The organism is Muricauda sp. MAR_2010_75, from assembly GCF_000745185.1.
Lineage (GTDB): Bacteria > Bacteroidota > Bacteroidia > Flavobacteriales > Flavobacteriaceae > Flagellimonas.
On record NZ_JQNJ01000001.1, the window covers coordinates 1 to 26,262 of the forward strand.

Below are 26,262 nucleotides of genomic sequence, written 5' to 3' on the forward strand. Positions count from 1 at the left end.
GCCTGAAGAAGCGGGTATGCTGGATTTCGGTTATTATGAAGATGTGAACCTGGCCAAGGCCTTGGGTGGCAGGATCGGCCTACTCCCGCTCTCGGATTCATCCATGGAATGGGGGATTTCCGCCTATACCACCAACAGTACCGGTGCAGAGGACTCCGATTACAAGGATGTGGGTGCTTTCTTTGGGCGCTGGATCTTTCCTATGTAAAATCGATCACCCCCTTACGTTGTGGACATCAAGGCCCAGTACAACAGTTCCAATGTGGATACCGCCACTACTATGAAATCGAAGATGGGATTTCCGAACCTTACTCCTTTGACAACCAAAGCAGCTCCTTTTATACACAATTGAGCTATCGCCCCATCATGTCGGGAAGCGACTTTATGAAACAACTTGAATTTGTGGGTCGATATTCCGATTTCAACGCACCTGAAGGAGCGGAGTGGGAAGAAGAAGTCAACGCAGTACGCTTTTGGTTTGAACTATTGGCTGAGTTGGCGTTCCGTGGTCAAATTCAGCTATCAAACCACCAAGATGGAAGGTGGTCATGACAGTGATGGCACGACCCGTACCATGGATTGTTTGTGCATTGGGCCATTGGATTTTAAAATCAAAAAAAGAAAGTGAAATGAAAACAACAACGAATTTTAAAGCAGCAATAATCCTGTCCGTCATGGCATCGATCATGGTCGCCTGCTCCTCCAATAAAAAACCCATTGCGACGGATACCGCGACCGAGGTGGCGGGGTGAAGTGGATTTCAAAATTGAAAAATCCGGGGCAGCTCTGGGGCGAGGTGTGCAACCGATGTCATATTGCCCCTTCACCCGCGGATTACAACGATACCGATTGGGAAACCATAAGCCTGCACATGCGGGTTAGGGCCAATCTGACGGAAGAGGAGATCACCAAAATCGAATCCTTTCTGAAATCAGCCAATTGACGATTAATCCTTAATTCATATACAATGAGAAATTTAGTAATTATTTTTTCTGTGATAGGGCTTTTGTCCTTGAACGGTTGCAAACAATCAACCGATGTACAAACCTTGCTTCAAAACGAGGAAACCAGAAGCGAGATCCTTAAAGATCTGGTACAAAACCATGATTATATGATGGAATTCATGGAACAGATGCAAGGGAGCGACCATGCCATGCAAATGATGCAGGGAAACAAAAAAATGATGGGCACCATGATGAAGGGACAAGGCATGCAAATGATGATGGGCGACAGCACCATAATGAACCAAATGATGGGCAACAGACAAATGATGCATTCCATGATGAACGGAATGATAAAGGATGGCGAGATGATGGGCGAAATGATGCAAATGATGCAAGACAAAGGGATGATGAGCAATGATTGTATGGAGTCGTGCATGAATATGATGAAGGAAAAGGGAATGGATATGGAAGGAATGGGAATGATGGATGATGGTACAATGAAATCAAAAGGAGATGACCATTCTGAGCACCATTAACACATAATAGGTAACGAAAAAATAAAAATCATGAAAGGACATTGGATTTGGATGGTCATCGGTTGTGGTCTCCCGCTATTGTTGATTTTTTTTGCGCCTGCATTTGGCATTACAGGGTACAATGGGCTTTTTTCCTTTATCATCGTGATGTTTTTGATACACCTTTTCATACCTCACGGTGGTCACGGGCATGGTGATCATGGAAAATCTGATAACAGTAAATACCATGATCATGACAAAGAGCAAGATTCCACTGAGACCCAAGAAGATCACCGGGGGCATCGGCACCATTAAAATATACTTTCGAAATGAAGTACAGATATCAAATTAACGGAATAAGCTGCGGTGGCTGTATCACAAGAATCAAGAAGACCTTGGAAGAACATCCTGAATCGTAGAGCAAGTAGAAGTTTTTTTACAGCTATGGGCGCAACCATTGTAACAATGAACAAGAAGCTTACGGTAGAAGAACTGCAAGGGCAACTCAACAAACTTGAGGGCTATACCATAGCAGGAGATTAGTTACAAATCATAAAAACCTTCAAATTAAAAATATGTTTTACAAAGATGGAGTTTTTTGGGCATGCACCTGATCTGGTGGGCCATTTGGATTGTGGCATTGGGCTGGATTTTCTTTGCCCAACCAGTTCCTCCTATGAAGAGATTGAGGGAGATGACCCACTAATGTTGCTCAAAATCCGCTTCGCGAAGGGCGAGATTTCCAAAGAAGAATACGAGCGAATCTAAGAAACTTTTACAATCGGACAAATAGTCCGAAAACAAGTAATGTATAACCTTTAAAACTAAAACTATGCATTTTTTCGACGGACATTGGGGCGGCATGCACGTCATCTGGTGGGTCATATGGTTGATCCTCTTGATATGGATATTCTTGGTGCCATATGACATCCCTTACAGAAAATCAAAGAAGGAAGACCACTTTCAGTTCTAAAAAAGCGCTTCGCCAATGGCGAAATCTCTAAGGAGGAATATGAAGAATCAAAAAAGATCTTGAAATCAAATTAAGGAATGTAGGGCAAATATTAATTACTAAAAAAAGTCAAAATGAAGATAAAAGTTTATAAGACAGGCATAATGGTATTGGCTACTTTACTCATTTCGGCCTGCTCACAAAAACAGGGTAGTTCTGTAAAGGATATGCTCGAGGACCACTCTCAGCAAGAAGGAGGTATTGTCCGCACTTGGTCGAAATCACGATCTGGGCAAAAAATACATTGCCAACATGATGGATAACGACCATTGCCATGGGAATGATGGTGGACGAACTCGTAAAAGCAGCAGCAAAGGATACCATACTAGCGAACAAATTGAGCGATATGATTACTAGATATCCTGACCTTATGCTACTGACCACCCACCATTTTATGCCGGTCATTGCTTCGGACAGCCTTTTGACCGATTCTTTTTTGTGATCACACGTTAGAACACGAGGATCTCGCCAAGGCCATGCACAATAAAATGGAATACAAAAAGAGCCTTGAGCGCAACCATTGACTCCAACTTTGGTTTTTGCACATGAACAAACTCATAAATGAATAATAACAACAATAAACATTAAAACAAGAATCATGAATCGTATCAATGTAAAAAAATTCGGTTTTGCCATGGGGCTGACCGCTGCAATCCTCTACGCCGGCTGCATGATTGTTTTGGCGACAGCAGGACAAGAAGGAAGCATAACCTTTTTCAACAGCCTGCTGCACGGCTTGGACACTACCAGTATAATACGGGTAGACGTGCCAATTTGGGAGGCACTTATTGGCATTGTCCAGACATTTATCATTGCTTGGCTCACAGGTGCCCTGATTGCAGCATTTTACAACACACAGATTAAGAGTAGATAATCTGAACAAAAGATCGGAGAGACTTTTTAGGAACCGGTGTCGCATCGACCACAGGCAATTTGTTGCGGAAAGTGCCAAAGAACTGAGCAATTGACAATAGAATCCCGGAATTGAACCTAGAGTACAACCATATAAAGTAGAATAAGTGAATAGTACTGCAAGAAATATCAAAACAATTTTCACCCAAACGGCAATATGGGGGGGCATTTTCTATTTCCTTGTCCATCCTTTTACCATGGTGCTCTATTGGTTTGAATTTAGCAATACACCATTTTCATTTTCCCTGTTTTGGGACGTCTTAAAGTCGCAGTTTTTAGAATCTTTCACTTTTGATATGAGAGGGATGAGCGTCTCGCTTACAATCCTTGGCATTTTCCTAGGGATAGTTTCCGGTCTATTTTTCATAACCCTCAGGCGAAAGAACAAGCTTATAGGCACACAACAGCAGTTGTTACTGCGTGATTTAGAAGAATTGATAGAGGCGGGTGAGAATGAACGGGTAGAATTCAAGTCATCTATTCGTTACGATTATTTTAGGAAAACCACGAACCGCGAACTGGAACTGGTCATTGCCAAGACCATCACTGGTTTTATGAATGCAAAAGGTGGAAAATTGATCATTGGCGTTGACGATGATGGCAACATTGTGGGCCTTGAAAAAGATTTCAAGACCCTAAAGCACAAGAACAAAGATGGATATGAGCGTGAAATTTTCAGGATAATTTCAACACAGTTAGGTCACGAGGCTTGTTTTAGCAATCACATTTCATTTTACAAATTAAATGGTGAAGATGTGTGCGTAATAGCTGTCGAACCTTCTAAAAAACCAATCTATGTCAGCGATACCGAAAATACAACCTTTTATGTCAGAACGGGGAATGCCACCTACCCCTTGACGGTCAAGGAAGCGGTTGATTATTTAGAAACCAGAAAATTATAATCTTATGCAATACGTTTGGTTTATATGGTCCCTTATCATACTGGCCCTTTGGGGCGTGGTCTATCTTTTGAAGAAGGATTCCCGTAAAGAAATGTTGAGGATGAGTTGGATAACCATGCCCTTTGGGCTAACCGAGCCGCTGTTCGTTCCCGAATATTGGCACCCGCCATCGCTCTTCGATTTGGCGATAAAGACCGGGTTCGATATTGAAAGCATCATTTTCTCTTTTGCCATCGGGGGTATTGGCACCGTACTTTACAATCTTATTTTCAAGCGAAGGTATGTTAAAATACCGCATACCGAGCGTAACCATTATAGACATAGGTTGCATCTATATATCCTTTTCGTACCGGCGGTCGTGTTTTTGATATTGGCCCTTTTCACTCCCATGAACCATATTTACTGTGGAATATTGGCCATGTTCTTGGGTGGAATGGCCACGCTGTACTGCCGCCCAGACCTTAAGACCAAAATCTGGATAAGTGGATTTCTGTTCACGGCATTGTACTTTGTTTATTTTGGAAGTATTCTCCCGTTTTACCCCGACTACGTAACATTGTTTTGGAATCTGGAAAACCTGAGTGATATTCTAGTGGCCGGCATACCAATCGAAGAGCTTTTGTTCGCTTTCACTTTTGGCATGTATTGGTCAGGCCTCTATGAGCATTTGTATTGGAGAAAATTAATCAACCCAATTGTTTTGAATCAAAATTTTTAAGTTAAGTCTATAAATAAAAACGAAGAAGATGAAAGTATTACTCGCAATTGACGGCTCTGAATTCAGCAAAGATGCCATCGATGAACTAGCGGCAATGTCGCTGCCAAAATTAGTTAAAATACATGTTCTAAATGTTTATGAAAATCCAATGTTAACTGTACCAGGGGCTTTCCCCTTAAGTGGTATCGGCCATTATAAAGAAGAAGCCATGTCAAATGCGAAAAAATCGGCTGAAACCATCGTTAACAATGCTGCAAAGTCGTTAAAACAAAAGAACGGCAAGTTGTCGATAACGACCAATATTGTAGAAGGGTTTCCCAAAAATGCAATCTTGGAAAAGGCAACTGATTTGGAGGTGGATCTTATCGTATTGGGATCACAAGGCCATGGCGCATTCTCGCGCTTTTTGCTTGGTTCGGTCGCCCAATCCATTGCCATGCACGCGCATTGTTCTGTTTTGATTGTCAGAAAAAAACATCAAAAATAAAATATGGCCACTTACAATGTGACAGGATAAATTTTGTCCGTAGAAAAATAAAAGAGCAGATCATGGGAAATCAGAATACCTGCATATCAAAGAACAATACCGATGCCAACTGTGAAGTGATGGAGTCTGTTTGTTTGCCCAAAACATTTTTGCCGCGTATAGTGGTTGTGGGTGGTGGCTTTGCAGGGCTGGCCCTGGTAGAAGGCCTTAAAAACAAGGAGGTACAGGTCGTGCTGATAGACCGTAACAACTTCCATCAATTTCAGCCCTTGTTCTATCAAGTGGCCACCAGCGGTCTTGAACCGGACAGTATCGTATTTCCCTTCAGAAAACAGTTCAAGGGCTATGGTAATGTGAGCTTTAGGTTTGCCGAAGTGACGCAAATCGAACCCGCTTCCAACACAGTTGTAACAGACAAAGGCAAGCTCACCTACGATTATCTGGTCTTGGCCACCGGAACCAAGACCAATTTCTTCGGCATGAAAGAGGTGGAACAAAACAGTCTTGGTATGAAAGACATCAAGGACTCGCTAAACATACGTCATATGATGTTGCAAAACTTGGAGCAGGCAGCCATAACCTGTGATGATGAAGAACGCGATGCGCTGACCAATTTTGTGATTGTGGGCGGTGGCCCGGCCGGTGTCGAAATGGCAGGTGCCTTGGCGGAATTCTGTAAGTACATCCTTCCAAAAGACTATCCCGAGTATCCGAATAGCATAATGAACATCTACCTGATCGAAGCATCGGACGAACTATTAGCCTCAATGTCCAACAAAGCCTCGACAAAAACACTTCGGTATCTAAAAAATCTAAATGTGCAAGTGTTGTTGAACGAGGCCGTGAGCGGTTACGACGGTAATGTGGTATCTACCAAAAGTGGAAGGAAAATCATGGCGAAAAACCTGATTTGGACGGCAGGTGTAACAGGCCAGGTTCCAGCGGGCATCAATCAAAAACATATAATTAATGGGAACCGTCTAAAAACGGATACCCATCTAAAAGTGGAAGGCATGGATAATGTTTTTGCCATTGGGGACATTGCCGGGGTAATCACCGACGAGACCCCTAAGGGCCATCCACAGGTAGCCCAAACCGCCATTCAACAGGGCGGTCATTTGGCCAAAGTGCTATTGAACACCGTTCAATCAATGCCTTCCAAACCATTTAGGTATAAAGATAAAGGTTCATTGGCCACAGTTGGTAAAAGAAAAGCGGTCGCTGATTTAGGAAAGCTCCACTTCGGCGGGTATGCTGCCTGGCTTTTATGGTCCGTGGTTCACTTGCTTTCCATCAGCGGGTTTCGAAACAAATTTTTGGTGGGCTTCAATTGGGCCATCAGTTATTTTACCTACGAAAAAAGCAACCGGGTAATCATAAGAAGTTTCAAACGTGATGCTTATATGAAAGCCTCCTTAAAATATAGTTCCAATAATGAATGGGAAAAGGATGTAAATCCCAAAAAATCCAGCATTGATGCCTAGCCATTATTCAAATAACAGTATTATGAAATTCTTCGGCAGCTCGATCAAAAGACTGCACAACTATGGCATTGTGCTCTTTATCACTGTTGTTATTGCTATGGTGTGGGCCAACTCGCCATGGAAGGGATATTATGTCGGCCTAATGCAAACCGAATTTGCCTTTAGTGTGGGTACATTTCAGCTATCTGAGTCGCTACTGTTATGGATCAACGATGGCTTAATGGCACTATTTTTTATGCAAGTCGGTCTAGAGCTGAAACGTGAAATAATCGGTGGTAAACTGTCGTCCCCAAAGGATGCAATACTGCCCATCGGTGCAGCAATAGGTGGTATGGTGCTCCCTGCCCTTATTTATTTTATGTTCAACAACTCGGGCGAGGCTTCCAATGGTTGGGGCATTCCCATGGCCACGGATATTGCATTTTCATTAGGGGTTCTGGCCCTTGTCGGAAAAAGACTTCCTTCGACCTTGAGGGTTTTTCTTATTACACTGGCTATTGTGGATGATCTAGGTGGTGTCTTGGTCATTGCCCTCTTTTATACCTCAGGTATCTCGCAGATGGATCTACTCCATGGACTATTGTTCTTCGCGGCTTTGATAATTGGTAATTATGCGGGAGTAAGAAGCACATGGTTCTATGCCATTATTGGCATCGGTGGTGTTTGGTTGACCTTCTTTTTTTCAGGGGTACATCCAACCATTGCCGGGATTCTGACCGCATTTGCCATTCCTGGTAGGGTAAAAATTAAGGAGACTACCTTTTTAGAGCGTTTAGACCGTTTACATAAGAGATTTCAAGAAACCAAGTCCATAAAGGGGACGCTTATCTCAAAAACGCAATTGGAGATATTGGAGGATATAAAGACTGCAAGTTCCGAGGCCGAAACTCCACTCCAAAAATTGGAAAGGACTTTAAACCCAATAGTGGGCTTTGTAATTCTTCCCTTGTTCGCTTTGGCAAATGCAGGAATACATCTTCATGGAGATTTGCTGAAAGTACTATCCAGCCCGGTTAGCTTGGGGATTGGTCTAGGTCTCATTTTTGGCAAGTTTATCGGTATTACTGCTTTTTCAAGACTACTCGTTGCATTTAAACTCGCCAAGCTTCCGGAAAACGTGAATTGGAAAATGATTTATGGTATAGGTTTTCTTGGCGGTATCGGTTTTACCATGTCGTTGTTTATAACCGAACTGGCTTTTACGGACGAGTCCCTAATATTTACGGCCAAGGTAAGCATCCTATTCGCTTCATTGACAGCGGGGGTAATGGGTGCTCTATTATTATACAGAAACAGAAAACAATTAAGAACAGTTAAACATAAAAGAACATGAAAAACATTGCAGTAGTAGGATACGGAGTTATCGGGAAAAGAGTGGCCGATGCCATTAATGTACAAGATGATATGAGCCTTATTGGGGTTTGTGATGTCATCAGCGATTGGCGCATACAAAATGCGGTGCGAAAAGGGTATGCAGTTTATGCGGCCACACCCGAAGCCGAAAAAGAAATGAAAGCAGCCAATATTGCCATTGAAGGAAGTATGCAAGACATTTTAGAAAAAGTAGATCTTGTAGTGGACTGTACGCCAAAGAACATCGCCGCGAAAAATGTGGAAATATACAAAGGGCAAGGGATCAAGTTTATCGTACAGGGAGGTGAAAAACACAAGACCACAGGCCACTCCTTTAGTGCCGAGAACAATTATAGCACTGCGGTAAATCTAGATGCTACCCGGGTGGTTTCCTGTAACACCACATCTATCTTAAGGACATTGACCGCTTTAAAAAAGGCAGATCTATTGGATTATGCACGGGGAACATTATTAAGAAGGGCGACCGACCCATGGGAAAGCCACTTGGGCGGCATCATGAACACCATGGTGCCGGAAAAGGACATCCCGAGCCATCAAGGTCCCGACGCGCAAAGTGTCGATCCGGATTTGGATGTCATTACTTCTGCGGTCAAAGTTCCCGAGACTTTGAGCCATATGCATTACTGGAACGTTAAGCTACGAAAAAAAGCCTCAAAGGAAGAGGTGTTGAACGCCCTCAAAACCTCAAGTAGAATCAAGTTCATTCACTATGATCAAGGCTTGGTCTCCAACAATACCATCAAAGAAATGTTTTTGGATATGGGTAGGCCTTGGGGCGATATGTACGAGGTGGCCCTATGGGAAGACATGCTCAAGGTTGTGGGCGATGAACTTTTTTATGCCTACGTGGTCGATAACCAAGCGATTGTAATCCCTGAGACCATTGATGCCATTCGGGCCCTCACGGGTATTGAGACCGATGCACACAGATCCATCGAAAAAACCAATGCAAGTTTAGGAATCGGATAAAATTTCATTATGAAAACTTATGATAACATAGTCGCGCATTTAGGGGACAAAGCATCTTTCTATTTAGATCATGTAAGCCAGAAGGTCACCAAAGATGAACTGCAGTTGCCCGATAAGAATATTGTGGACAACGTATTCGTCAATAGTAATCGAAATCAACAAGTACTCCGAAGCCTTTCGCAATTATATGGCCATGGTAATCTGGGAGGTACGGGGTATCTCAGCATTTTACCGGTAGATCAGGGAATCGAGCACAGTGCCTTATTTTCTTTTTACAAGAACCCCGATTATTTTGATCCCGAGAACATTGTAAAGCTCGCCATCGAAGCCGGTTGCAACGGTGTGGCCTCCACTTTTGGGGTGTTGGGCCTTTGTTCTCGGAAATATGCGCATAAAGTCCCCTTCATTGTCAAGATAAACCACAATGAATTATTGTCCTATCCCAACACTTATGACCAGAACCTGTTCGGAAAAGTCAGGGAAGCGTGGAACATGGGCGCGGTTGCAATCGGGGCTACCATTTATTTTGGGTCCCAGGAAAGCAATCGACAGATAAGGGAGATTGCGGAAGCCTTTGCCGAGGCCCATAGCCTTGGTATGGCCACAATTTTGTGGTGCTACACCCGCAACGATGCTTTCAAAACAGACAAAGAGGACTATCACACCGCCGCGGATTTAACGGGTCAGGCCAACCATTTAGGGGTAACGATACAGGCCGATATCATCAAACAGAAGTTGCCCACGACCAATTTTGGTTTCAAGAACCTGAAATTCGGCAAGTTTGATGATGCCATGTACGAAACACTGACCACGGAGCACCCCATAGATCTATGCCGGTTGCAGGTGGCCAATTGCTACATGGGCAAAATAGGTTTGATAAACTCAGGTGGCGGTTCACAAGGCGAGTCAGATATGTCGGATGCGGTCAGAACTGCGGTCATCAACAAAAGGGCAGGCGGAGCAGGATTGATCTTAGGGAGAAAGGCCTTTCAAAGACCTTTTAAGGACGGTGTGGAATTATTGCATGCCGTGCAGGGCGTTTACCTTGAAGAAAGAATAACAATAGCATAAGTCATCTGATAAAAGAATGCTGGATACGGAAATAAAATCATTAAAATCATTAAACCACTACCTACAAAGGTTGGTTGAGAACCGGCTTTGGCTCAAAGTTATCATTGCTTTGTTTCTTGGTGTTGGAGTAGGCCTGTTGTTAAGTCCCCAAAACGGTTGGATCACCAAAAGCACCGCCGATGTTCTGGGGAATTGGCTGGCCCTGCCGGGCATGCTCTTTTTGAAATTGGTCCAGATGATCATGATACCACTGATTGTGGCCTCCATCATCACCGGCATAGCGAGTAACGACAAGGAAAATCTGAAAAGATTGGGCGGGGGCGTACTCTTATATTTTATATCGACAACGATTATATCGGTAACCATAGGTACGGTTCTGGCCTTGATCTTTAGACCGGGAAAGTTTCTCCACCAACAGGCGGAAGTCGATCATGCAAATGCTTTGGCCAATACGGACGAAAGTACGGAACTGTCGTTTGGAATAAACGATATACCGAATGTCATTACCGATCTACTGCCTGAAAACCCATTGGCCTCGATGGTCAGTGGTGAAATGTTGAGCATTGTGATTTTTACCATTATAATCGGGGTTGCCGTATTGTCGCTGCCTGACGATTTGCTCAAACCTGTCAAGCTGCTCTTGGGTGCCGTACAGGAAATCTGCATGACCGTGGTCAAATGGGCCATGTTGTTGGTACCCATCGCAGTATTTGGTTTAATGGCGCAACTTACATCCAGTGTTGGTCTAAACTCCCTTTCAGGTTTGGGCTTTTATGTGCTCGTGGTACTGATAGGGTTATTCCTTTTGGTCGGTGTTTACCTGTTATTGGTAAGTCTATTGGGCCAGAGCAATCCGTTTAAATTTTTGAAAAAGATCACGGATGTTCAACTATTGGCATTCTCGACCACGAGTTCTGCCGCAGTAATGCCCCTTTCCTTAAAAACAGCGGAAGAAGAGCTCAAAGTGAACGGCTCCATCAGCAATTTCATTATTCCGATAGGGGCTACCGTGAACATGGATGGAACAGCACTTTACCAAACCATAACGACTTTGTTCATCGCTCAGGCTTATGGCCTTGAAATGGGCCTTCTGAATATTATTGTTGTCGTGGTCACCATAGTTGCCGCCTCCATCGGCACCCCTGCCATACCCGGTGGCGGTGTGGTGATTTTGGCTTCCGTTTTGTCAAGTGCCGGAATACCGGCTGAAGGCATTATCATAATTATAGGGGTGGAGCGCTTGCTCGGCATGTTCAGAACTGCGGTCAATGTTACCGGTGACCTAACGGCCTGTATGGTTTTCAACCGTTTTTATGGAGCAAGATCACAAGAAAGCAAAGAGGTAGATATAACTACAAATACACCATATTCCAATGTGAATGTTTAAAAACGAGATGATGTTAAAATCAATTGAGGAAATAGAACTTTCACCACGCCCAGACAAGAAATATTGGGTAAACTGCCATAGGGAATGGCGTGAGGAGATCATTTACTTTCTTATGGTTGACCGGTTTCATGATAGCAATGCACGGCACTCAAAGAATTTCGATATCCGGCACCCTGGTTTCGGGAATGAAGATCAATTGCGAAAGCCCTTTGGCGGTACTCTTAAGGGGATCATCAACAACATTGACTATATCAAAAACTTGGGCTGTACGGCCATCTGGCTAAGCCCCGTGTTTGAAAACAATCCAGAGTCCTACCATGGCTATGCCATTCAGAATTATATGGATGTGGACAAACGCTTGGGCACAAAGAAAGACTTGGAAAAACTCGTTGACAAGGCACACGGGCTTGATATACGGGTCTTTTTGGATATCGTTCTGCATCATTCTGGCGATAATTGGTCCTATCCCTTTGATTACAGCTATTATTATTTCAAAGGAGAGCGTTTTCCGTTGGGTGATTGGCGAGAAAAGGACAGACCGATACCCCTTGAACTGAGAAATCCCGAAATGTATAACCGTAAAGGGCAGATCAAGAATTTCGATGCGTATCCCGAGACCCAGGAAGGCGACTTCTTTACCTTAAAAACATTTCGGAACGATGGTTCCCCCGCCAGTGAAGACTTACAGGAGCTACTGGCCAAAATCCATTGTTACTGGATACGTGAGGTGGATGTTGATGGTTTTCGTTTGGATGCTGTCAAACATATGAAAGGGCAGGATACCAGCCGTTTTTGTTCGAGGATTCGGGAATATGCTTACTCTTTGGGCAAAAGAAACTTTTTCCTGTTCGGTGAAATTATCGGCAACGATGAAATGAGCAATCCCTATATAGGCCCTAAAGTACTGCCTGAAGACCGTAACATCTATTATGGGCTTGATTCTATCTTAGATCACCCCCTGCACAGTGTCCTGGCGGAAGTGATAAAGGGCAATTCATCACCGAACCTATTGATACGGCGCTATGAAGAACTGCGAAAGAATGCCCTTCACCGTGGCGAGTATGGCGAATTTCTGGTGACCTATATCGACGACCACGACCAGGTTGGGATGGATTTTAAGCACCGCTTTGGCCACAATGCCGCTCCCGAGCAAATTGTTGCGGGCATGGGCTTTCTCATTTGTGCCCTTGGCGCTCCATGTATTTATTACGGTACCGAACAAGGTTTTGAGGGCAACGGTACTGATGATCGGTATATCAGGGAGGGCATGTTCAATCCCGATGATAAGGAGACCAACGTATTGAACCAAGGGTCATGGCTATTCAAGAGAATTTCGTTCTTGGCACATCTTAGGCAAAGGGAAGCCATTCTAAAATTCGGTAGAATGTATTTTAGGGAAACTTCAGAAAATGGGCTCGATTTTCGGTTTCCAGATTGTGAACAATGTCTTTTGGCATTTTCAAGGATCCTTTATCAGGGCGAGATACTTGTCGTCTATAATTCTTCTCCAAAGAATACCAAAGAAGGATACGTAACCATAGATAACGCTATCAACAAAGAAAATCTTCTAATGGAATGTATCTATGGGAACAAGAAAAAAGTCAAAATCGAAAAAAACACAGCTTTAGAAACCGATCGCCTTTTCATCAAGGTAAAACTAAGACCCATGGAGTTTTTGATCTTCAAGAACAATTGGGTGTAAGAAAAAACGAGGTCGGGTTCGACATAGGATAATGAAACATGCAATGATGAAAATAGCGAAAAAGACCTTTTGGGCAGTATTGGCGATTGTGGCACTCATCATGTCGGTAGCGGGATACCAATACCTTACGGTCGCCGTAGCTCCTGAATATGATCCAGAAACCATGCCCTTGAACTATGAAATAGTGGGTTCGGGAGATAAAAACATGGTCTTGATCCATGGTCTGGCAGGTTCAAAAAACTATTGGAAAAGGGGTTTGGAACAAATTACCGGAACGCATAGACTTCTTTTGGTCGATTTGTTGGGCTTTGGCGACTCTCCCAAGCCCCAAAGCGAATATACCCTCGAAATTCAACTTACGGCCCTTGAAAAGGTCATCTCGGCAGAGGGGTTTGACAAAGGAGGGAGCCTTATTGTCGGTCATTCCATGGGAGCCATAATATCGCTGGCATTATTCGAAAAACATCCTAACTGGTTTAAGGGAGCGACCGTAATCGGCTTTCCCGTCTTTGAAAGCAGGGATCAATTTTTGGAACAGATGCCCGATGGTTCTTATTTTGATACGCTCGCCGTAGGCCGATATGGAAAATTGTTCTGTATGCTACACCCCTTATACATTGTTAAATGGTTCAAGCCCGAAAATCTGACCGATGACGTTTTTAAGGACTCAAAAAAACATACTTGGCAGAGCTATTACAATTCGTTGAACGAAGTAATTCTCAACACAAATTTATTTGTACTTGCCAAAAACATACGTGACCGGAAGATCCTCTTTATCCAAGGCACAGTCGATAAATTGGCACCCTACGTAAATGTAGAGAATTTTGCAAGTCTATTTACCAAGAGTAAGTTAATGCGTGTGGAGAATGGTGACCACCAACTCTTTCTAAAAGAGCCCTTTAAGGTTTGGAAAGCGATAAGCGATTTTTTTGATCATTAACCGCAATGAACAATATTGGAAGAAATGTAAGGACAAAATGAAAATGAAAGAACAAAAAAATCATATTGATCAACTCTACGGATTGATACACACTGATGTCGAGGGAATCGATGACCTTTTGGAACTTGCCCTGAACATTCGCTGGTCATGGAACCATGCCTCGGATAAACTATGGCAACAATTAGACCCCGAACTTTGGAAACTTACCCAAAATCCATGGGTAATCTTGCAGACCGTTTCACGCGACCGGCTTGAGGGGCATTTGAACGATCCAGAATTCCGGGCGAAAATCAAAAGCCTTTTGAATGAGAACGAAAAAGCACTATCGGCCCCGAACTGGTTTCAACAAAACTATGCCAAGACCCAGCTTAAGTGTGTTGCCTATTTCAGCATGGAGTATATGCTGAGCGAGGCACTGCCCATTTATGCAGGCGGCCTGGGCAACGTGGCCGGAGATCAGTTGAAATCGGCAAGTGACCTGGGCGTACCGGTCGTGGCCGTGGGGCTACTCTATGCCAAAGGGTATTTCCGTCAGGAAATCGACAAATTTGGCTCACAAAATGCCTTGTTCCCGCACAATGACCCAGGGCAATTGCCCGTTACGCCCTTACGCCTACCCAACGGGGAGTGGCTTCGCATAAAGGTATCGTTGCCCGGTCACCCGCTATGGCTAAGGACATGGCAGGTACAGGTAGGAAGGTCAAAGCTATATCTATTGGATAGCAACGATGCCGCCAATTTGCCCCTCCATCGTGGTATTACCGACGAGCTATATGGAGGTGGCCCCGACCATCGCATAAAACAAGAGATTGTTCTGGGTATCGGGGGCTACAAATTACTTAAGGCCCTGAATATCCAGCCAGAAGTGTGCCATATGAACGAAGGCCATGCAGCCTTTCTCGTGCTGGAACGTGCCAGCGATTTTATGAAGATGAATGGAACTTCTTTTGAACGGGCACTTGCCGTTACCCGGGCAGGCAACCTGTTTACCACCCATACAGCGGTTGCTGCCGGTTTTGATCATTTCAGTCCAATGCTAATGGAACAGTTTCTTGGCCAATACGCCAAAAACGAATTGGGTATCGATTTCAATGACCTGATGGCCTTGGGCAGGGCAGATTCCAATAATCATTGGGAGAGCTTCAACATGGCCTATCTGGCCATTCGCGGTAGCGGTGCGGTGAACGGCGTCAGTCGTTTACACGGCGAGGTTAGCAGAAATCTTTTTCGAAATCTCTTTAAGCGATGGCCGATACAAGAAATACCTGTTGGCCATGTCACCAACGGGGTTCATATGCCCTCTTGGGATTCTGAATATGCGGACAAGGTATGGACAGCAGCCTGCGGAAAAGATCGCTGGCGGGGCGAACTCGATGACCATTCGGCACATATTTCTAAGCTATCCGACGGAAAACTTTGGGAGTTTAGGAACCAATCCAGAAATCGTCTTGTCGATTTTATAAGGGAAAGGTTTGAGAGACAGGCAATAGTCTCGGGCCTACCATCTGAAGTGGTCGAAATCGCCGACCAAGTTCTTGACCCGGACACATTGACCTTGGGCTTTGCCCGCCGGTTTGTGCCTTACAAAAGACCGGATCTCTTATTGTACGATCCCGAACGTTTGGTCCGAATTCTGACCAATTCGGAACATCCGTTACAATTGGTTTTGGCCGGCAAAGCGCCCCCATTTGATGAAGCGGGAAAAGGGTTGATACAAAAGTGGGCGCAGTTCATCCAACAACATAATTTGTACAGGCATGTCCTTTTTCTAAGTGATTATGACATGCTGTTGACGGAAAATTTGGTCCAGGGCGTTGATGTATGGCTCAATACCCCGAGACGGCCCTGGGAAGCCAGTGGTACCAGTGGCATGAAAGTACTTGTAAACGGTGGCCTCAACTTATCGGAACTGGACGGTTGGTGGGCCGAGGCATTCACCCCAGAAGTGGGCTGGGCATTGGGTGATGGACAAGAACATGGTGATGACCCTGCTTTGGATGCTGCCGAGGCGATAGCTTTATATGAAATTCTGGAGCAACAAATAGTACCCGAATTTTATTCACGTAACAAAAAAGGCATCCCTGAACAGTGGGTAGGGAGAATGCGAAAAAGTATGGCGACCCTAACGCCCCGTTTTTCGACCAATCGAACGGTAAGGGAGTACACAGAACAATTTTATCTGCCTGCAGCAGAAAAATACAAGAGGCGTGCGGCAAAAAAGGGAGCTGCTGGAAAAAGGATTTTAGACACGCAAAACGAACTTATGAAAAGATGGGATACCATAAAATTCGGAAAAGTTCAGATTGAAAGTGAGCGCCATAAACATCATGTTAGAGCACCCATTTGGCTGAATGGTATTGACCCCAAGCATATTCAGGTAGAACTTTTCGCAGAAGGTGTTAACGGCAAAACGCCCGAAAGAAACACGATGAAATTTGATTGGATGGGCGAAGAAGGGGAACATAACTTTTACGCACAGGTAATTACTGACCGGCCAATTGATCACTACACGGTTCGTATTGCACCGAACTACGAAGGTGTATCCGTACCGTTGGAGAATAACTTGATATTATGGCAGCATTAAATCAAATTTCAAATAATCGGACAAATGAAAACACTGGAATATCACGAAACCATATTAAAAAAAGTCAGCTTCGACAAGAGGTTGTTGAGGATGGAACTGAAAAAGGCGGTCCGCAATACCACGTCTTTCGAACAGCCGGCCCTTCTTGAATGGTGCGGAGAGCACCTTGGCGAGGAATACAAAAAGATGGCCGCCGAATTTATGGAAAACAAGAGCTGTGCTTTTGAAGATAACGATAACCAATAAAATCACAAGTTAAAATGTACCTGCAAAACCCACTCCTTTTAACAATCAGTGCCGGACCATCAAATATTAGGTTCACAATGTATGAAATGGCAGAAAATCCCGTGAAGGAACTTTTTGGTGATATTCGTCACCTCGGATCCGGCAAAGAGGTTTTCAGGGTTACCCATGTTAAAGGCAATGAAAGGGAAAATTCACGGATATACGCTCCTGGCTTTTATCAAGCGACCGTTTTTTTAATAGGTTGGCTAAAAAACCAACCCGGCTTCGATCGTATTGGTTACATAGGACACAAGATAACATATGGATTGAACTATCCTGGGCCGAAAGTAATCGATACCGCCCTATTGAACGAACTGAAACAGATTGCCGACTATAATATTCCTAACTGTCTTTCAACTGAGATTGAGATTGTTGAAACGTTCACAATGCGATTTCCGGCATTACAGCAGGTAGCTTTTTTTGATACCAGTTTTCTGGTGAACCTGCCCAAGGCTGCCAAGATACCCCCTTTCATTCCAAGGCATTTTGAACGGGCACGCACGCACGGGCATGGCTTTCATGGGCAATCGTTTTCCCATATCATGATGGAACTTAAAAAAAGGATAGGTATTCAAAAAGCCGATGGAAGGCTCATTCTTGCACATCTTGGCAAAGAGGCCAGTATAACTGCCGTCAAGGAGGGCAAGAGCATAGATGCCGGCATGGGGTTTACACCACTGGGGGGGTTCGTCATGGGTACAAGAAGCGGAGATTTAGATCTTGGCGATTTTGCGCATTTACTGAAAAAAGAACGGATGGGGTCAAAACAGCCCAACAGCTTAACAGATGATGAGGGCGGTTCGCCAAAAATCTCCGAAACAAGTACGAATATGCTTGATTTACTTTTAAAAGAAGATGTTGACCGAAGGGCAGCGGAAGCTGTAACTTCCTTCTGCTATCAAGTAAGAAAGTGGATCGGGGCGTTTACCGCTGTCTTGGGCGGTTTGGATGTGCTGGTTTTCTCGGGTGACATCGGTGAAAATTCCCCAATAATACGATCCAGGATTTGTCAAGGACTTGACTTTTTAGGTATTGGGCTCGATGAGGGACAAAACAGAAAAAATTCATCTAAAATCTCTAAAGAGCAAAGTAAAGTGCTGGTCATGGTAATTCATGCCGATGAAGAATTGGTTATTGCAGAGAGCTTGGCCAATCAATATTTTAAAGATAAAAGTTATGATAAAGTAATTTCACCCCAAAAGAGGGGAGGGCAAAAAAGGCCAAGGGTTTCCACTCGAAAAAATATTGACAAATTCACCATATGGGATGGGTAAAAAGAATATTCCGGTTTCCCTGTTCCGGTCCGGTGCTAAATATCCGTTTGTCAGAACGAAGCGTTGAAAACCGGGCTGGGTGATTTTCTTGTAATATACCTGTAAAAAATTATGAAGAATAAGAGTATGAAGACTATTAAACACATAGGCGTATTCACATCTGGGGGCGATTCCCCGGGAATGAACGCCGCCTTGCACGGGGTGGCCAAAACGGCTGAGATGAACAACCTAAGGCTCAGCGGTTTTAAAAAAGGTTACGAAGGCCTAATCGACGGTGACCTAGTACAGTTGGATTCCAGTCAACTGAAAAAGAACGTTCACAGAGGCGGCACATTGTTGAAAACAGCAAGGAGCAAGCGGTTTTTGACGCTGGAGGGAAGACAACGAGCTATGCAAATTCTTGAAACGAACAAGGTCGATGCCCTGATTGCTATTGGTGGTGATGGCACCTTCAAAGGGCTATTGGCATTTTCAGAAATCTGTGACCTGCCGTTCTTGGGCATTCCCGGCACCATCGATAATGATCTGGCAGGTACCGATTTTACACTCGGTTTCGATTCTGCAGTGAACACCGCAATTGAAAACATTGATAAGATCAGGGATACGGCGGAGTCCCATAATCGAATATTTCTGATAGAGGTAATGGGCAGGGACTGCGGGTATATTGCCATCCATTCCGGATTGGGTACGGGTGCAGATGCCATTTTGATACCTGAAAGTGGGCATGACTTTACTCAATTGTTGGAAAAGGCGGGAAGCTACGATCGTGAAGAGGCCTTTGTTGTGATTGTTTCAGAAGGGGATGAACTAGGGGTCGAGCCGGCAGCCAAAAAGATAAAGGAAATAAACCCTGAAGTGGACTTGCGCATTGCCAAACTGGGCCATGTACAACGCGGTGGAAACGCCTCGGCATTTGATCGAATGTTGGGCATACGGCTCGGCACTGCTGCCGTAGAGGCACTTTTACATGGAAGAAAGAATGTCATGGCGGGAATCTTGAACAACCAACTGAGCCTTACCCCGTTTGACCAAGTGGTAAAGGAACATCAAGTGAACGATGAACTGCGGAGTCTCTTGAAAATTTTCGGAAGCTAAAATTACAATGAAAAGAGCGTCGACCAACATAGCGATTATTTTCTTGCTGACTGCGGCTACCATAGTCTTCGAGATAAGTCTGTCAAGACTGTTCTCGTACCTTCTTAGTTTTCATTTCGTCCTCATTATCATTGCATTTTCCATACTGGGTTTGGGTATTGGCCAGATCACGTATGCCAAATATTCCAAGATGATTAATCATTCATGGCTTTGGTGGATGGCACTACCGTCCGTCACGATGTTTCTCAGTTTTGCCCTTTTGCTCAGCCTTTCACAACTGGGCGTTTCGTCGTCCACTGATTTTGGCCTGCCCATTTTTATATTCTTGTCAACTATTCCGTTCATGGCCATCGGAATAGTCTATGCCCATATTTTTGAAACGGATAATCGGCACTTGTCAACCTTATATGCCTTAGACCTTATAGGGGCGGCCACAGGTGCACTCACCTCCGTTTTTTTGCTCAACACGTTTGGCTTGGCACAGGTGGTGGCGATTGCTATAGGGTTACTGCTGCTGGCCCTGGTAGTAGCCTTGATAGCACACAAGAACCGTTATTCAAAAATACTGGCCCCCTTAGTGCTTGGCGTTATTTTTCTAATGGGATTTGCAAAAGATGCCCTGAACTTCACTATACCCGTTGCCAAAGACCCGTCCAAGGATTTGTACCGATTGATGGCCAACCCCGCTTTTAAAAGCGAAAAAATCGAAAGCCGCTGGAGTGCTTTTGGTCAGACGGATCTTGTAAAGTTCACATATCCTGATGGTACCGTGTCCAAATCAATGTTTATAGATGCTGCTGCGGGAACCAAAGTTATCGATATCGATGAACTTGCAAAGGATACTGTTAAAATGAGAAAAGTATTATCCGGATTTCCGGCCGTATTTGCTTTGAACTTTTTAAGCGAAAAGGAAAAGGATTCGGTGCTGATAATAGGTCCCGGTGGTGGAATAGATATTGCCACAACATACTTCATGGGCTTTAAATATATCGAGGCAGCAGAGGTCAACCCTTCCTTTGTAGCATTGATGGAAAAATACAATCCCTCTACCTTCCTCGATAAGGAGAACATAAAGGTACATGTGAACGAAGGAAGAAATTTCATAATTGAGAACAAGGGAAAATTTGATGCCATCATATTGACCATTCCGGTGACCAAAAGTTCAAGGGGCACCGATTTTTATGGACTTACCGAGAACTATCTGTTCACCATGGAGGCACTTGCCGATTATTTGGATGGTTTAACGGAAGACGGGGCCATCTATTTTACGATGCACGGAAGGCAGGAGGTATATAAAATGTTGGCGAACTTTTTGGAGCTCCAGGATCGGATGGGGGTCAATCAAATAGAGGCGTTAAAAAAGGTGTATATCTATTCCGACGAAATGAACCCTGTATTGGTCATTAAAAAGAACCCTTTTGAACAAAAAACAATGGAGGAGGCACATAATACCGCACACTATTATGGATTGGACAAGGAGCCGTTTTATTTTCCGTATATCAGACAGGAAAGTTTGGACACCATCGTGCAGAACGTAAACTATCAATGGTTCATGTTCGACAAACTGTTGTACGATATCTCCAACGGATCTTATGCGTATGATGAACTTTGGAAAGCCGCTTCCATAAACTTGAGTCCGGTTTCCGATGATTCCCCCTATTTTTTTAATTACAACAATGGCCTACCCGATGCCATGACCACCCCTTTATGGCTTGGTCTGTTCATCATCGGGTGGTTCATTTTCAATCATATGAACGGATGGAAATCGGTCTCTTTTTCAGAAAGCACCTCTTTATATATACGAAGAAAATTTAGGGCCTGGGCACTCGTTTCCTTTTTGTTGGGGTTCTCATATATCCTCGTACAGGGATATCTTTTTCAGGTACTCAACTTAAAACTTTCCAATCCATCACAGTCTTTTTCATTGCTGCTTTTTACATTTTTGTTGGGCAATGGCTTGGGCAGCCTTGTGACGGGGGCTTTCAAAAAAAATCTTTCCCGAAAGCTCATCACATACACGGTCTTGGTTATTTTGGTTTCCTTACTAACCGTTTACGTACTGCTCCCTATATGGTATAAACAACTATCTGAATTCTGGATCGCCCTATTTTTGCTGCTTCCGTCTTTCTTTATAGGAATCCCTTTTCCGGTATTGCTGAAAAAGGCCTCCTCCCTGAAAGAGAAGAAAAGCATTCCCTATTTATTGGGTATATCAAGCGTGGCAGGCGTTGCCGCCTCGATCTTTGCCGTTGTCATTTCCATCCTTTACGGTTATAGATTTGTATTCCTTCTTGCCCTGTTAGGATACGGTTTGGTGATAGTGCTGGCGTACAGATCAAAAACCCTTAAAATACAGAACACATGAAAAAATGGTCCCTCTTTATTGGAAGCTATGCGGGCATCAAGGTCTTCGTCCACTGGACGTTTTGGATCATTGTCGGATGGATATTCATGATGCATTTTGAAATGGGCCATGGTTGGACAGAAGGCATAAAGGGAGCATTTTTCATCATCGTTCTCTTTGCCTGCGTTGTCCTACACGAATTTGGCCATGCGCTCGCGGCCAAAAAATATAATATCCCAACGCGTGATATTACGCTCTATCCCATTGGTGGCGTCGCCAGTCTCAATAGAATGCCGGATAAACCTGCCCAGGAACTGGTGGTGGCACTGGCCGGCCCTGTAGTAAATATTGTGATTGCCGGGACCCTTTTTGTTCTTCTCTACGTTAACGATGAACTGTTGCCAATTTCGAAAATAGACCACATGAGCGGTGAAGATTTCTGGTTTAACATCATGGCTGCGAATTTGATCCTAGCGGTCTTTAATTTGATACCAGCTTTTCCAATGGACGGTGGAAGAGTGTTGAGGGCACTATTGGCATTCAGGTTAGATAAGCTGAAAGCAACGACCATTGCCGCACGGGTAGGCCAGTTTTTAGCCATAGTATTCGTTTTTCTTGGTTTTTTCTCTAATTTCTGGTTGGTTTTTATTGGCCTGTTCATCTATCTAGGTGCCGGAGTCGAGCAAATGCACGAAAGTGGCAAATCTGCTCTGGTCGGATTTACCGTAAAGGATGTTTTGATTGCACAATATACCTGTTTATCGCCCACGGAAACCTTGGGAAACCTGGTGCAGATATTGCAAAGTACCCAAGAAGAGGTTTTTTTGGTCACAGAAAATAATCATGTGCATGGCGTGCTGACACGAAAGGACCTGATCAAGGGGCTTTCCTCATATGGCAATGATTCCTATGTATCCGATCTTATGAGAAAAGATTTTGTAACAGTAGACACAAATATGCCCCTACAGCAGGTGTACGAAAAGCTCATGTCTAACAATTCCCAGTTTGCCACGGTCTTGGATGACGGGCAGCTGAAAGGAATTGTGACCCTGAAAGGAATTAATGAAATGATAATAGTTACAAGGGAAAGAAAAAAATAATGCAAACACATCAAAACATAAGTGAGCTATTAAGCCCCTACATTCTGGGGGTACTCCTAAGCACGGGTATAGGTCTTATCCTTGGACTGGAAAGGGAATATGACAAGCTAAAGGATGAGCAGGGGTTTGCCGGTATTCGAACATTTCCGATAACGGCCATAATCGGTTTTATGTTGGGCAGTTTGAACGAGACTTATACCTCTTGGCTTGTCATTGTTAGTTTGGCGACCATTATTTTGTTCTTTGCCATCAGCCATTTGTCCATTGTGCAGAAACATTCCATGACCGGTAATACCACAAATCTCGCTTTGATTGCCACATTTATTCTTGGTGTTATGGTTTCGGGCCATTTGTACAAAGAGTCTATTGCCACGGCCGTAATTGTGGTTACGTTGTTATCCCTAAAGACCACCTTCCGCTCGTTCATAAAGAATATCACATCCGAAGAACTGTTTGCCTTTATCAAATTCTCAATCATTGCACTTTTGATATTACCGTTTCTGCCCGATAAGGATTATGGGCCAGAGGGCCTTCTGAACCCTTTTGAGATAGGGGCTATTATAGTCATTGTTTCCTTTTTGAACTTTATCGGCTACTTTTTGGTCAAATATGTTGGATCAAAAAAGGGAATCTTGTTGACGGCTATTCTGGGCGGTTTAATATCGAGTACGGCGGTAGCTTGGATCTATGCCTCCAGAAGTAAGGAGTCTCCCGAGCTTTCAAAAAAATACGCAGCGGGTATCATTATAGCATCGGCGATTATGTTCCCTAGACTTGCGGCTCTTGCCTATATTTTCAATATTGCTATCCTGAACTATCTTACAATTCCCTTTGCCCTGCTTACGGTGGTCTGTCTCGTAGCTTCCCTGCTTTTGATACGGAAGGATGACGATCAGCCGAACACCGACATCAATTTGGGAAATCCACTTAACATCTGGAATGCGATCGGTTTTGGCGGCATCTATGTGGCCATCCTGTTCTCGGTTTTTTATGGAAACAAATTTTTTGGCGAAAGTGGTCTTTATTATTCGGCATTGATAGCAGGTTTGGCCGATACCGATGCCATAACCATCAGTATGGCAAAATTTGCCTTGCAGAATGAAAAGCTGATTTTGGCATCGAATGTCATCATTGCAGCGACCCTGAGCAATATGACCGTGAAATTGGGCATTGCCTTTTTCAAAGGCTCTCAAAAAACAGGGCGACTAGTGGGCTATGCCTTTGGGGCGGTCGTCCTTCTTGGCATCCTTTATATTGTACTTAATTCTTGGATAAATTGAGATTTTAATAGCAGAAACCAAAATGAACACAACAGTATATAGCACACACAAGTTTGAAGAACATTATCTAATTCAAGCAAATAATAATAAACATCAATTAATACTACTTGATGTTCGATTGACAGAAGAAACGGCTGTTCTAGCTAAAGGTTCTAAAACAGTTAGCTTATTTACAGGTGATGATGCCTCAAAGAATGTACTAAAAAAACTAAAAGTCATTGGCGTAGAAAATATCGCATTGCGTTCGGCTGGTTTTAATCATGTTGATTTGGCAGCAGTTACCGAATTGGACATAAAAGTAGCTAGGGTTCCTGCCTATTCCCCCTATGCCATTGCCGAACACACCATAGCGTTGATACTTGCATTGAACAGAAAACTGGTTAGGGCCCACAATAGGGTCAGGGATATGAATTTCTCGCTGAACGGACTCACAGGGTTCGACCTGAACGGCAAAACGGTCGGGGTATTGGGCACGGGAAAAATTGGTGCGGTCCTGGTCAAAATACTATATGGTTTTGGCTGTAAGATACTGGCATACGACCTAGAGGAGGATAAGGAATTGAAAGAAATGTATGGTGTACGATTCACTGACTGCCAAACACTCTGCAGCGAATCGGACATCATAAGCCTCCACGTTCCCTTAACCCCCGAAACGAGGCATATCATCAGTGCCGAACAAATCGAACGCATGAAAAAAGGGGTAATGCTTATCAATACGAGCAGGGGCGCGCTGGTCGATACCAAAGCGGTCATAGAGGGACTGAAATCAAGGAAAATCGGCTATTTCGGTATTGATGTGTATGAAGAGGAAGAAGGGCTGTTCTTTGAAGACCACTCCGACGAGATTTTACAAGATGATGTAATTGCCCGATTAATGACCTTTCCCAATGTCTTGATTACCAGTCACCAGGCTTTTTTGACCAATACGGCTTTGACCAACATTGCTGAAACCACCATTTATAACATTGATTGTTTCGAAAATGGAACCGTTTCAGGAAATGAAATAAAAACGAAGTGAAACAACCCATAAAATCATAGTTAAGATGAAAAACATATTGGTACCCACAGACTTTTCAGAGAACTGCAATAAGGCGGCGGAGTTTGGAATCAAGATGGCCAAGCTCTTCGAGGCAGAAATCCATTTTTTCCATTTGCTGAAAACACCGGTGGATTGGGTAAAATTGGATAAGCAAAAAGAAAAGCGATATCCGGAGACCCTCAAAAAAATTGGGGCAGCAAAAGCCTCATTACGTGCATTGGAAAAAAAGGCCGAACAAGAAAACCTGAAATGTCAGACCTTTTTGCAATTTCAGGTGGACCAGGAAAACATACTGAAACATTCTGGCCATTATGACCATGATTTCATTATTGCGGGCAGCAGTGGCACCAAGGGCATTGTACGGGAACTTTTGGGAAGCAACGTCGAACGTTTGGTAAGAAGATCTGATGTTCCGGTCATTGTGGTAAAAGAAGATGATGTAAGGTTTCCTTTCAAGGATATCGTCTTCGTTTCAGATTTTGTGGAGGATGTGGGCAATGCCTTTAAAGAGGTACTATCCATCGCAGTAAAATGCAATGCAAAAATTCACCTTTTGCGCATCAATACAGAATCGGACCGTAACAGTATTGCCCTCGGCCTAGACCCTATTCGAAAGTTTTTGGAGGGTTTTCCCAAACTCAAGAATTTCTCTATGAACGTCTATAACGAAATGACGGTGGAGACGGGCATCAACACTTATTTGAAGCAAAACAAAGCTGACCTGATCGCCATGCGCACACATGGCAATACAGGTTTTTTGAGTTTGTTCTCAAAAAGTATAGCTGAAGGGGTTGCAAACCATTCATCACTGCCGGTAATGACTATCAAAATTTGAAAAGTATAA

Annotated in this window: 30 protein-coding genes and 1 pseudogene; all 31 read left to right on the forward strand. The window is 43.8% G+C overall.

The annotated features are described in order from the left end of the window. A pseudogene (locus FG28_RS20730) lies at positions 1–208 on the forward strand (hypothetical protein); the annotation flags it as partial. Between the two features lie 176 nt (positions 209–384). Next, complete coding sequence (locus tag FG28_RS20885; RefSeq protein ID WP_231562574.1) at positions 385–552, forward strand: hypothetical protein; 168 nt, start codon at positions 385–387, stop codon at positions 550–552. Then, on the forward strand, positions 549–752 hold the full coding sequence (locus tag FG28_RS20890) for a hypothetical protein (RefSeq protein WP_036378934.1): 204 nt from the start codon (positions 549–551) through the stop codon (positions 750–752). The genes FG28_RS20885 and FG28_RS20890 overlap by 4 nt, the downstream gene beginning before the upstream one ends. 14 nt (positions 753–766) lie before the next feature. Beyond that, positions 767–943 carry a hypothetical protein gene (locus FG28_RS00020; protein WP_156102163.1) on the forward strand — a complete coding sequence of 59 codons (177 nt, stop codon included), beginning with the start codon at positions 767–769 and terminating at the stop codon, positions 941–943. A gap of 24 nt (positions 944–967) precedes the next feature. Beyond that, the gene (locus tag FG28_RS00025; RefSeq protein WP_036378936.1) at positions 968–1,480 is read left to right on the forward strand and encodes a hypothetical protein; all 513 of its coding nucleotides are present in this window, start codon (positions 968–970) and stop codon (positions 1,478–1,480) included. A 30-nt stretch (positions 1,481–1,510) separates the two neighbouring features. Then, positions 1,511–1,774, forward strand: coding sequence for a hypothetical protein (locus FG28_RS20350; RefSeq protein WP_081894146.1), 264 nt, complete (start codon positions 1,511–1,513; stop codon positions 1,772–1,774). 51 nt (positions 1,775–1,825) lie between these two features. After that, positions 1,826–2,002 carry a hypothetical protein gene (locus tag FG28_RS00035; RefSeq protein ID WP_231562575.1) on the forward strand — a complete coding sequence of 59 codons (177 nt, stop codon included), beginning with the start codon at positions 1,826–1,828 and terminating at the stop codon, positions 2,000–2,002. 45 nt (positions 2,003–2,047) lie between these two features. Continuing rightward, the gene (locus FG28_RS00040; RefSeq protein ID WP_231562576.1) at positions 2,048–2,227 is read left to right on the forward strand and encodes an SHOCT domain-containing protein; all 180 of its coding nucleotides are present in this window, start codon (positions 2,048–2,050) and stop codon (positions 2,225–2,227) included. Between the two features lie 174 nt (positions 2,228–2,401). Then, a complete protein-coding gene (locus FG28_RS20895; protein WP_231562665.1) occupies positions 2,402–2,506 on the forward strand; it encodes an SHOCT domain-containing protein in 105 nt (34 codons plus the stop codon). A 39-nt stretch (positions 2,507–2,545) separates the two neighbouring features. Further along, positions 2,546–2,734 carry a hypothetical protein gene (locus tag FG28_RS20530; RefSeq protein WP_156102164.1) on the forward strand — a complete coding sequence of 63 codons (189 nt, stop codon included), beginning with the start codon at positions 2,546–2,548 and terminating at the stop codon, positions 2,732–2,734. Positions 2,735–2,745: 11 nt separating this feature from the next. Further along, positions 2,746–2,913: a hypothetical protein gene (locus tag FG28_RS20535; RefSeq protein ID WP_156102165.1), complete on the forward strand. Its 168-nt coding sequence runs from the start codon at positions 2,746–2,748 to the stop codon at positions 2,911–2,913. Positions 2,914–3,069: 156 nt separating this feature from the next. Beyond that, positions 3,070–3,345, forward strand: coding sequence for a DUF5676 family membrane protein (locus FG28_RS00045; RefSeq protein ID WP_036378938.1), 276 nt, complete (start codon positions 3,070–3,072; stop codon positions 3,343–3,345). 145 nt (positions 3,346–3,490) lie between these two features. Next, on the forward strand, positions 3,491–4,285 hold the full coding sequence (locus tag FG28_RS00050; protein ID WP_051947114.1) for a helix-turn-helix domain-containing protein: 795 nt from the start codon (positions 3,491–3,493) through the stop codon (positions 4,283–4,285). A 4-nt stretch (positions 4,286–4,289) separates the two neighbouring features. Then, positions 4,290–5,003, forward strand: a complete 714-nt coding sequence (locus tag FG28_RS00055; RefSeq protein ID WP_036378939.1) for a lycopene cyclase domain-containing protein — start codon at positions 4,290–4,292, stop codon at positions 5,001–5,003. A gap of 28 nt (positions 5,004–5,031) precedes the next feature. Continuing rightward, a complete protein-coding gene (locus tag FG28_RS00060; protein ID WP_036378941.1) occupies positions 5,032–5,490 on the forward strand; it encodes a universal stress protein in 459 nt (152 codons plus the stop codon). A 119-nt stretch (positions 5,491–5,609) separates the two neighbouring features. Continuing rightward, positions 5,610–6,974, forward strand: a complete 1,365-nt coding sequence (locus FG28_RS00065) for an NAD(P)/FAD-dependent oxidoreductase (protein ID WP_051947539.1) — start codon at positions 5,610–5,612, stop codon at positions 6,972–6,974. 22 nt (positions 6,975–6,996) lie between these two features. Next, entirely contained in the window at positions 6,997–8,307 is a 1,311-nt protein-coding gene (nhaA, locus tag FG28_RS00070; protein WP_231562577.1) for a Na+/H+ antiporter NhaA, read from the forward strand. After that, complete coding sequence (locus tag FG28_RS00075; RefSeq protein WP_036378943.1) at positions 8,304–9,317, forward strand: type II glyceraldehyde-3-phosphate dehydrogenase; 1,014 nt, start codon at positions 8,304–8,306, stop codon at positions 9,315–9,317. Before nhaA ends, FG28_RS00075 begins: the two co-directional genes overlap by 4 nt. A 9-nt stretch (positions 9,318–9,326) precedes the next feature. Beyond that, on the forward strand, positions 9,327–10,388 hold the full coding sequence (locus FG28_RS00080) for a class I fructose-bisphosphate aldolase (protein ID WP_036378945.1): 1,062 nt from the start codon (positions 9,327–9,329) through the stop codon (positions 10,386–10,388). 16 nt (positions 10,389–10,404) lie between these two features. Continuing rightward, positions 10,405–11,775 (forward strand): dicarboxylate/amino acid:cation symporter, encoded by a 1,371-nt coding sequence (locus tag FG28_RS00085; protein ID WP_036378947.1) that lies wholly within the window; start codon positions 10,405–10,407, stop codon positions 11,773–11,775. A gap of 10 nt (positions 11,776–11,785) precedes the next feature. After that, positions 11,786–13,477: an alpha-amylase family glycosyl hydrolase gene (locus FG28_RS00090; RefSeq protein WP_036385900.1), complete on the forward strand. Its 1,692-nt coding sequence runs from the start codon at positions 11,786–11,788 to the stop codon at positions 13,475–13,477. A gap of 46 nt (positions 13,478–13,523) precedes the next feature. After that, a complete protein-coding gene (locus FG28_RS00095; RefSeq protein WP_036385904.1) occupies positions 13,524–14,417 on the forward strand; it encodes an alpha/beta fold hydrolase in 894 nt (297 codons plus the stop codon). Between the two features lie 43 nt (positions 14,418–14,460). Further along, positions 14,461–17,001, forward strand: coding sequence for an alpha-glucan family phosphorylase (glgP, locus tag FG28_RS00100; RefSeq protein ID WP_036385906.1), 2,541 nt, complete (start codon positions 14,461–14,463; stop codon positions 16,999–17,001). Between the two features lie 24 nt (positions 17,002–17,025). Continuing rightward, positions 17,026–17,247 carry a hypothetical protein gene (locus FG28_RS00105; RefSeq protein WP_036378951.1) on the forward strand — a complete coding sequence of 74 codons (222 nt, stop codon included), beginning with the start codon at positions 17,026–17,028 and terminating at the stop codon, positions 17,245–17,247. Between the two features lie 14 nt (positions 17,248–17,261). Next, positions 17,262–18,560, forward strand: coding sequence for an acetate/propionate family kinase (locus tag FG28_RS00110; RefSeq protein ID WP_051947116.1), 1,299 nt, complete (start codon positions 17,262–17,264; stop codon positions 18,558–18,560). 126 nt (positions 18,561–18,686) lie between these two features. Continuing rightward, on the forward strand, positions 18,687–19,655 hold the full coding sequence (locus FG28_RS00115; RefSeq protein ID WP_036385910.1) for a 6-phosphofructokinase: 969 nt from the start codon (positions 18,687–18,689) through the stop codon (positions 19,653–19,655). A 7-nt stretch (positions 19,656–19,662) separates the two neighbouring features. Then, on the forward strand, positions 19,663–22,020 hold the full coding sequence (locus tag FG28_RS00120) for a hypothetical protein (RefSeq protein ID WP_147378302.1): 2,358 nt from the start codon (positions 19,663–19,665) through the stop codon (positions 22,018–22,020). Then, a complete protein-coding gene (locus tag FG28_RS00125) occupies positions 22,017–23,099 on the forward strand; it encodes a site-2 protease family protein (protein WP_036378954.1) in 1,083 nt (360 codons plus the stop codon). The genes FG28_RS00120 and FG28_RS00125 overlap by 4 nt, the downstream gene beginning before the upstream one ends. Then, complete coding sequence (locus FG28_RS00130; protein WP_036378956.1) at positions 23,099–24,379, forward strand: MgtC/SapB family protein; 1,281 nt, start codon at positions 23,099–23,101, stop codon at positions 24,377–24,379. The genes FG28_RS00125 and FG28_RS00130 overlap by 1 nt, the downstream gene beginning before the upstream one ends. Positions 24,380–24,401: 22 nt before the next feature. Next, positions 24,402–25,397, forward strand: a complete 996-nt coding sequence (locus FG28_RS00135) for a 2-hydroxyacid dehydrogenase (RefSeq protein WP_036378959.1) — start codon at positions 24,402–24,404, stop codon at positions 25,395–25,397. A 25-nt stretch (positions 25,398–25,422) separates the two neighbouring features. Next, positions 25,423–26,253 (forward strand): universal stress protein, encoded by an 831-nt coding sequence (locus FG28_RS00140; protein ID WP_036378961.1) that lies wholly within the window; start codon positions 25,423–25,425, stop codon positions 26,251–26,253. Positions 26,254–26,262 lie beyond the last annotated feature (9 nt).

Excerpts from the sequence above, each read along its gene's own strand:
- FG28_RS20885 (WP_231562574.1), top strand. The coding sequence starts at position 385 with ATGAAACAACTTGAATTTGTGGGTCGATATTCCGATTTCAACGCACCT.
- FG28_RS20890 (WP_036378934.1), top strand. The coding sequence starts at position 549 with ATGACAGTGATGGCACGACCCGTACCATGGATTGTTTGTGCATTGGGC.
- FG28_RS00025 (WP_036378936.1), top strand. The coding sequence starts at position 968 with ATGAGAAATTTAGTAATTATTTTTTCTGTGATAGGGCTTTTGTCCTTG.
- FG28_RS20350 (WP_081894146.1), top strand. The coding sequence starts at position 1,511 with ATGAAAGGACATTGGATTTGGATGGTCATCGGTTGTGGTCTCCCGCTA.
- FG28_RS00040 (WP_231562576.1), top strand. The coding sequence starts at position 2,048 with ATGGAGTTTTTTGGGCATGCACCTGATCTGGTGGGCCATTTGGATTGT.
- FG28_RS20530 (WP_156102164.1), top strand. The coding sequence starts at position 2,546 with ATGAAGATAAAAGTTTATAAGACAGGCATAATGGTATTGGCTACTTTA.
- FG28_RS20535 (WP_156102165.1), top strand. The coding sequence starts at position 2,746 with ATGGGAATGATGGTGGACGAACTCGTAAAAGCAGCAGCAAAGGATACC.
- FG28_RS00045 (WP_036378938.1), top strand. The coding sequence starts at position 3,070 with ATGAATCGTATCAATGTAAAAAAATTCGGTTTTGCCATGGGGCTGACC.
- FG28_RS00055 (WP_036378939.1), top strand. The coding sequence starts at position 4,290 with ATGCAATACGTTTGGTTTATATGGTCCCTTATCATACTGGCCCTTTGG.
- FG28_RS00060 (WP_036378941.1), top strand. The coding sequence starts at position 5,032 with ATGAAAGTATTACTCGCAATTGACGGCTCTGAATTCAGCAAAGATGCC.
- FG28_RS00065 (WP_051947539.1), top strand. The coding sequence starts at position 5,610 with ATGGAGTCTGTTTGTTTGCCCAAAACATTTTTGCCGCGTATAGTGGTT.
- nhaA (WP_231562577.1), top strand. The coding sequence starts at position 6,997 with ATGAAATTCTTCGGCAGCTCGATCAAAAGACTGCACAACTATGGCATT.
- FG28_RS00075 (WP_036378943.1), top strand. The coding sequence starts at position 8,304 with ATGAAAAACATTGCAGTAGTAGGATACGGAGTTATCGGGAAAAGAGTG.
- FG28_RS00080 (WP_036378945.1), top strand. The coding sequence starts at position 9,327 with ATGAAAACTTATGATAACATAGTCGCGCATTTAGGGGACAAAGCATCT.
- FG28_RS00085 (WP_036378947.1), top strand. The coding sequence starts at position 10,405 with ATGCTGGATACGGAAATAAAATCATTAAAATCATTAAACCACTACCTA.
- FG28_RS00090 (WP_036385900.1), top strand. The coding sequence starts at position 11,786 with ATGTTAAAATCAATTGAGGAAATAGAACTTTCACCACGCCCAGACAAG.
- FG28_RS00095 (WP_036385904.1), top strand. The coding sequence starts at position 13,524 with ATGAAAATAGCGAAAAAGACCTTTTGGGCAGTATTGGCGATTGTGGCA.
- glgP (WP_036385906.1), top strand. The coding sequence starts at position 14,461 with ATGAAAGAACAAAAAAATCATATTGATCAACTCTACGGATTGATACAC.
- FG28_RS00105 (WP_036378951.1), top strand. The coding sequence starts at position 17,026 with ATGAAAACACTGGAATATCACGAAACCATATTAAAAAAAGTCAGCTTC.
- FG28_RS00110 (WP_051947116.1), top strand. The coding sequence starts at position 17,262 with ATGTACCTGCAAAACCCACTCCTTTTAACAATCAGTGCCGGACCATCA.
- FG28_RS00115 (WP_036385910.1), top strand. The coding sequence starts at position 18,687 with ATGAAGACTATTAAACACATAGGCGTATTCACATCTGGGGGCGATTCC.
- FG28_RS00120 (WP_147378302.1), top strand. The coding sequence starts at position 19,663 with ATGAAAAGAGCGTCGACCAACATAGCGATTATTTTCTTGCTGACTGCG.
- FG28_RS00125 (WP_036378954.1), top strand. The coding sequence starts at position 22,017 with ATGAAAAAATGGTCCCTCTTTATTGGAAGCTATGCGGGCATCAAGGTC.
- FG28_RS00130 (WP_036378956.1), top strand. The coding sequence starts at position 23,099 with ATGCAAACACATCAAAACATAAGTGAGCTATTAAGCCCCTACATTCTG.
- FG28_RS00135 (WP_036378959.1), top strand. The coding sequence starts at position 24,402 with ATGAACACAACAGTATATAGCACACACAAGTTTGAAGAACATTATCTA.
- FG28_RS00140 (WP_036378961.1), top strand. The coding sequence starts at position 25,423 with ATGAAAAACATATTGGTACCCACAGACTTTTCAGAGAACTGCAATAAG.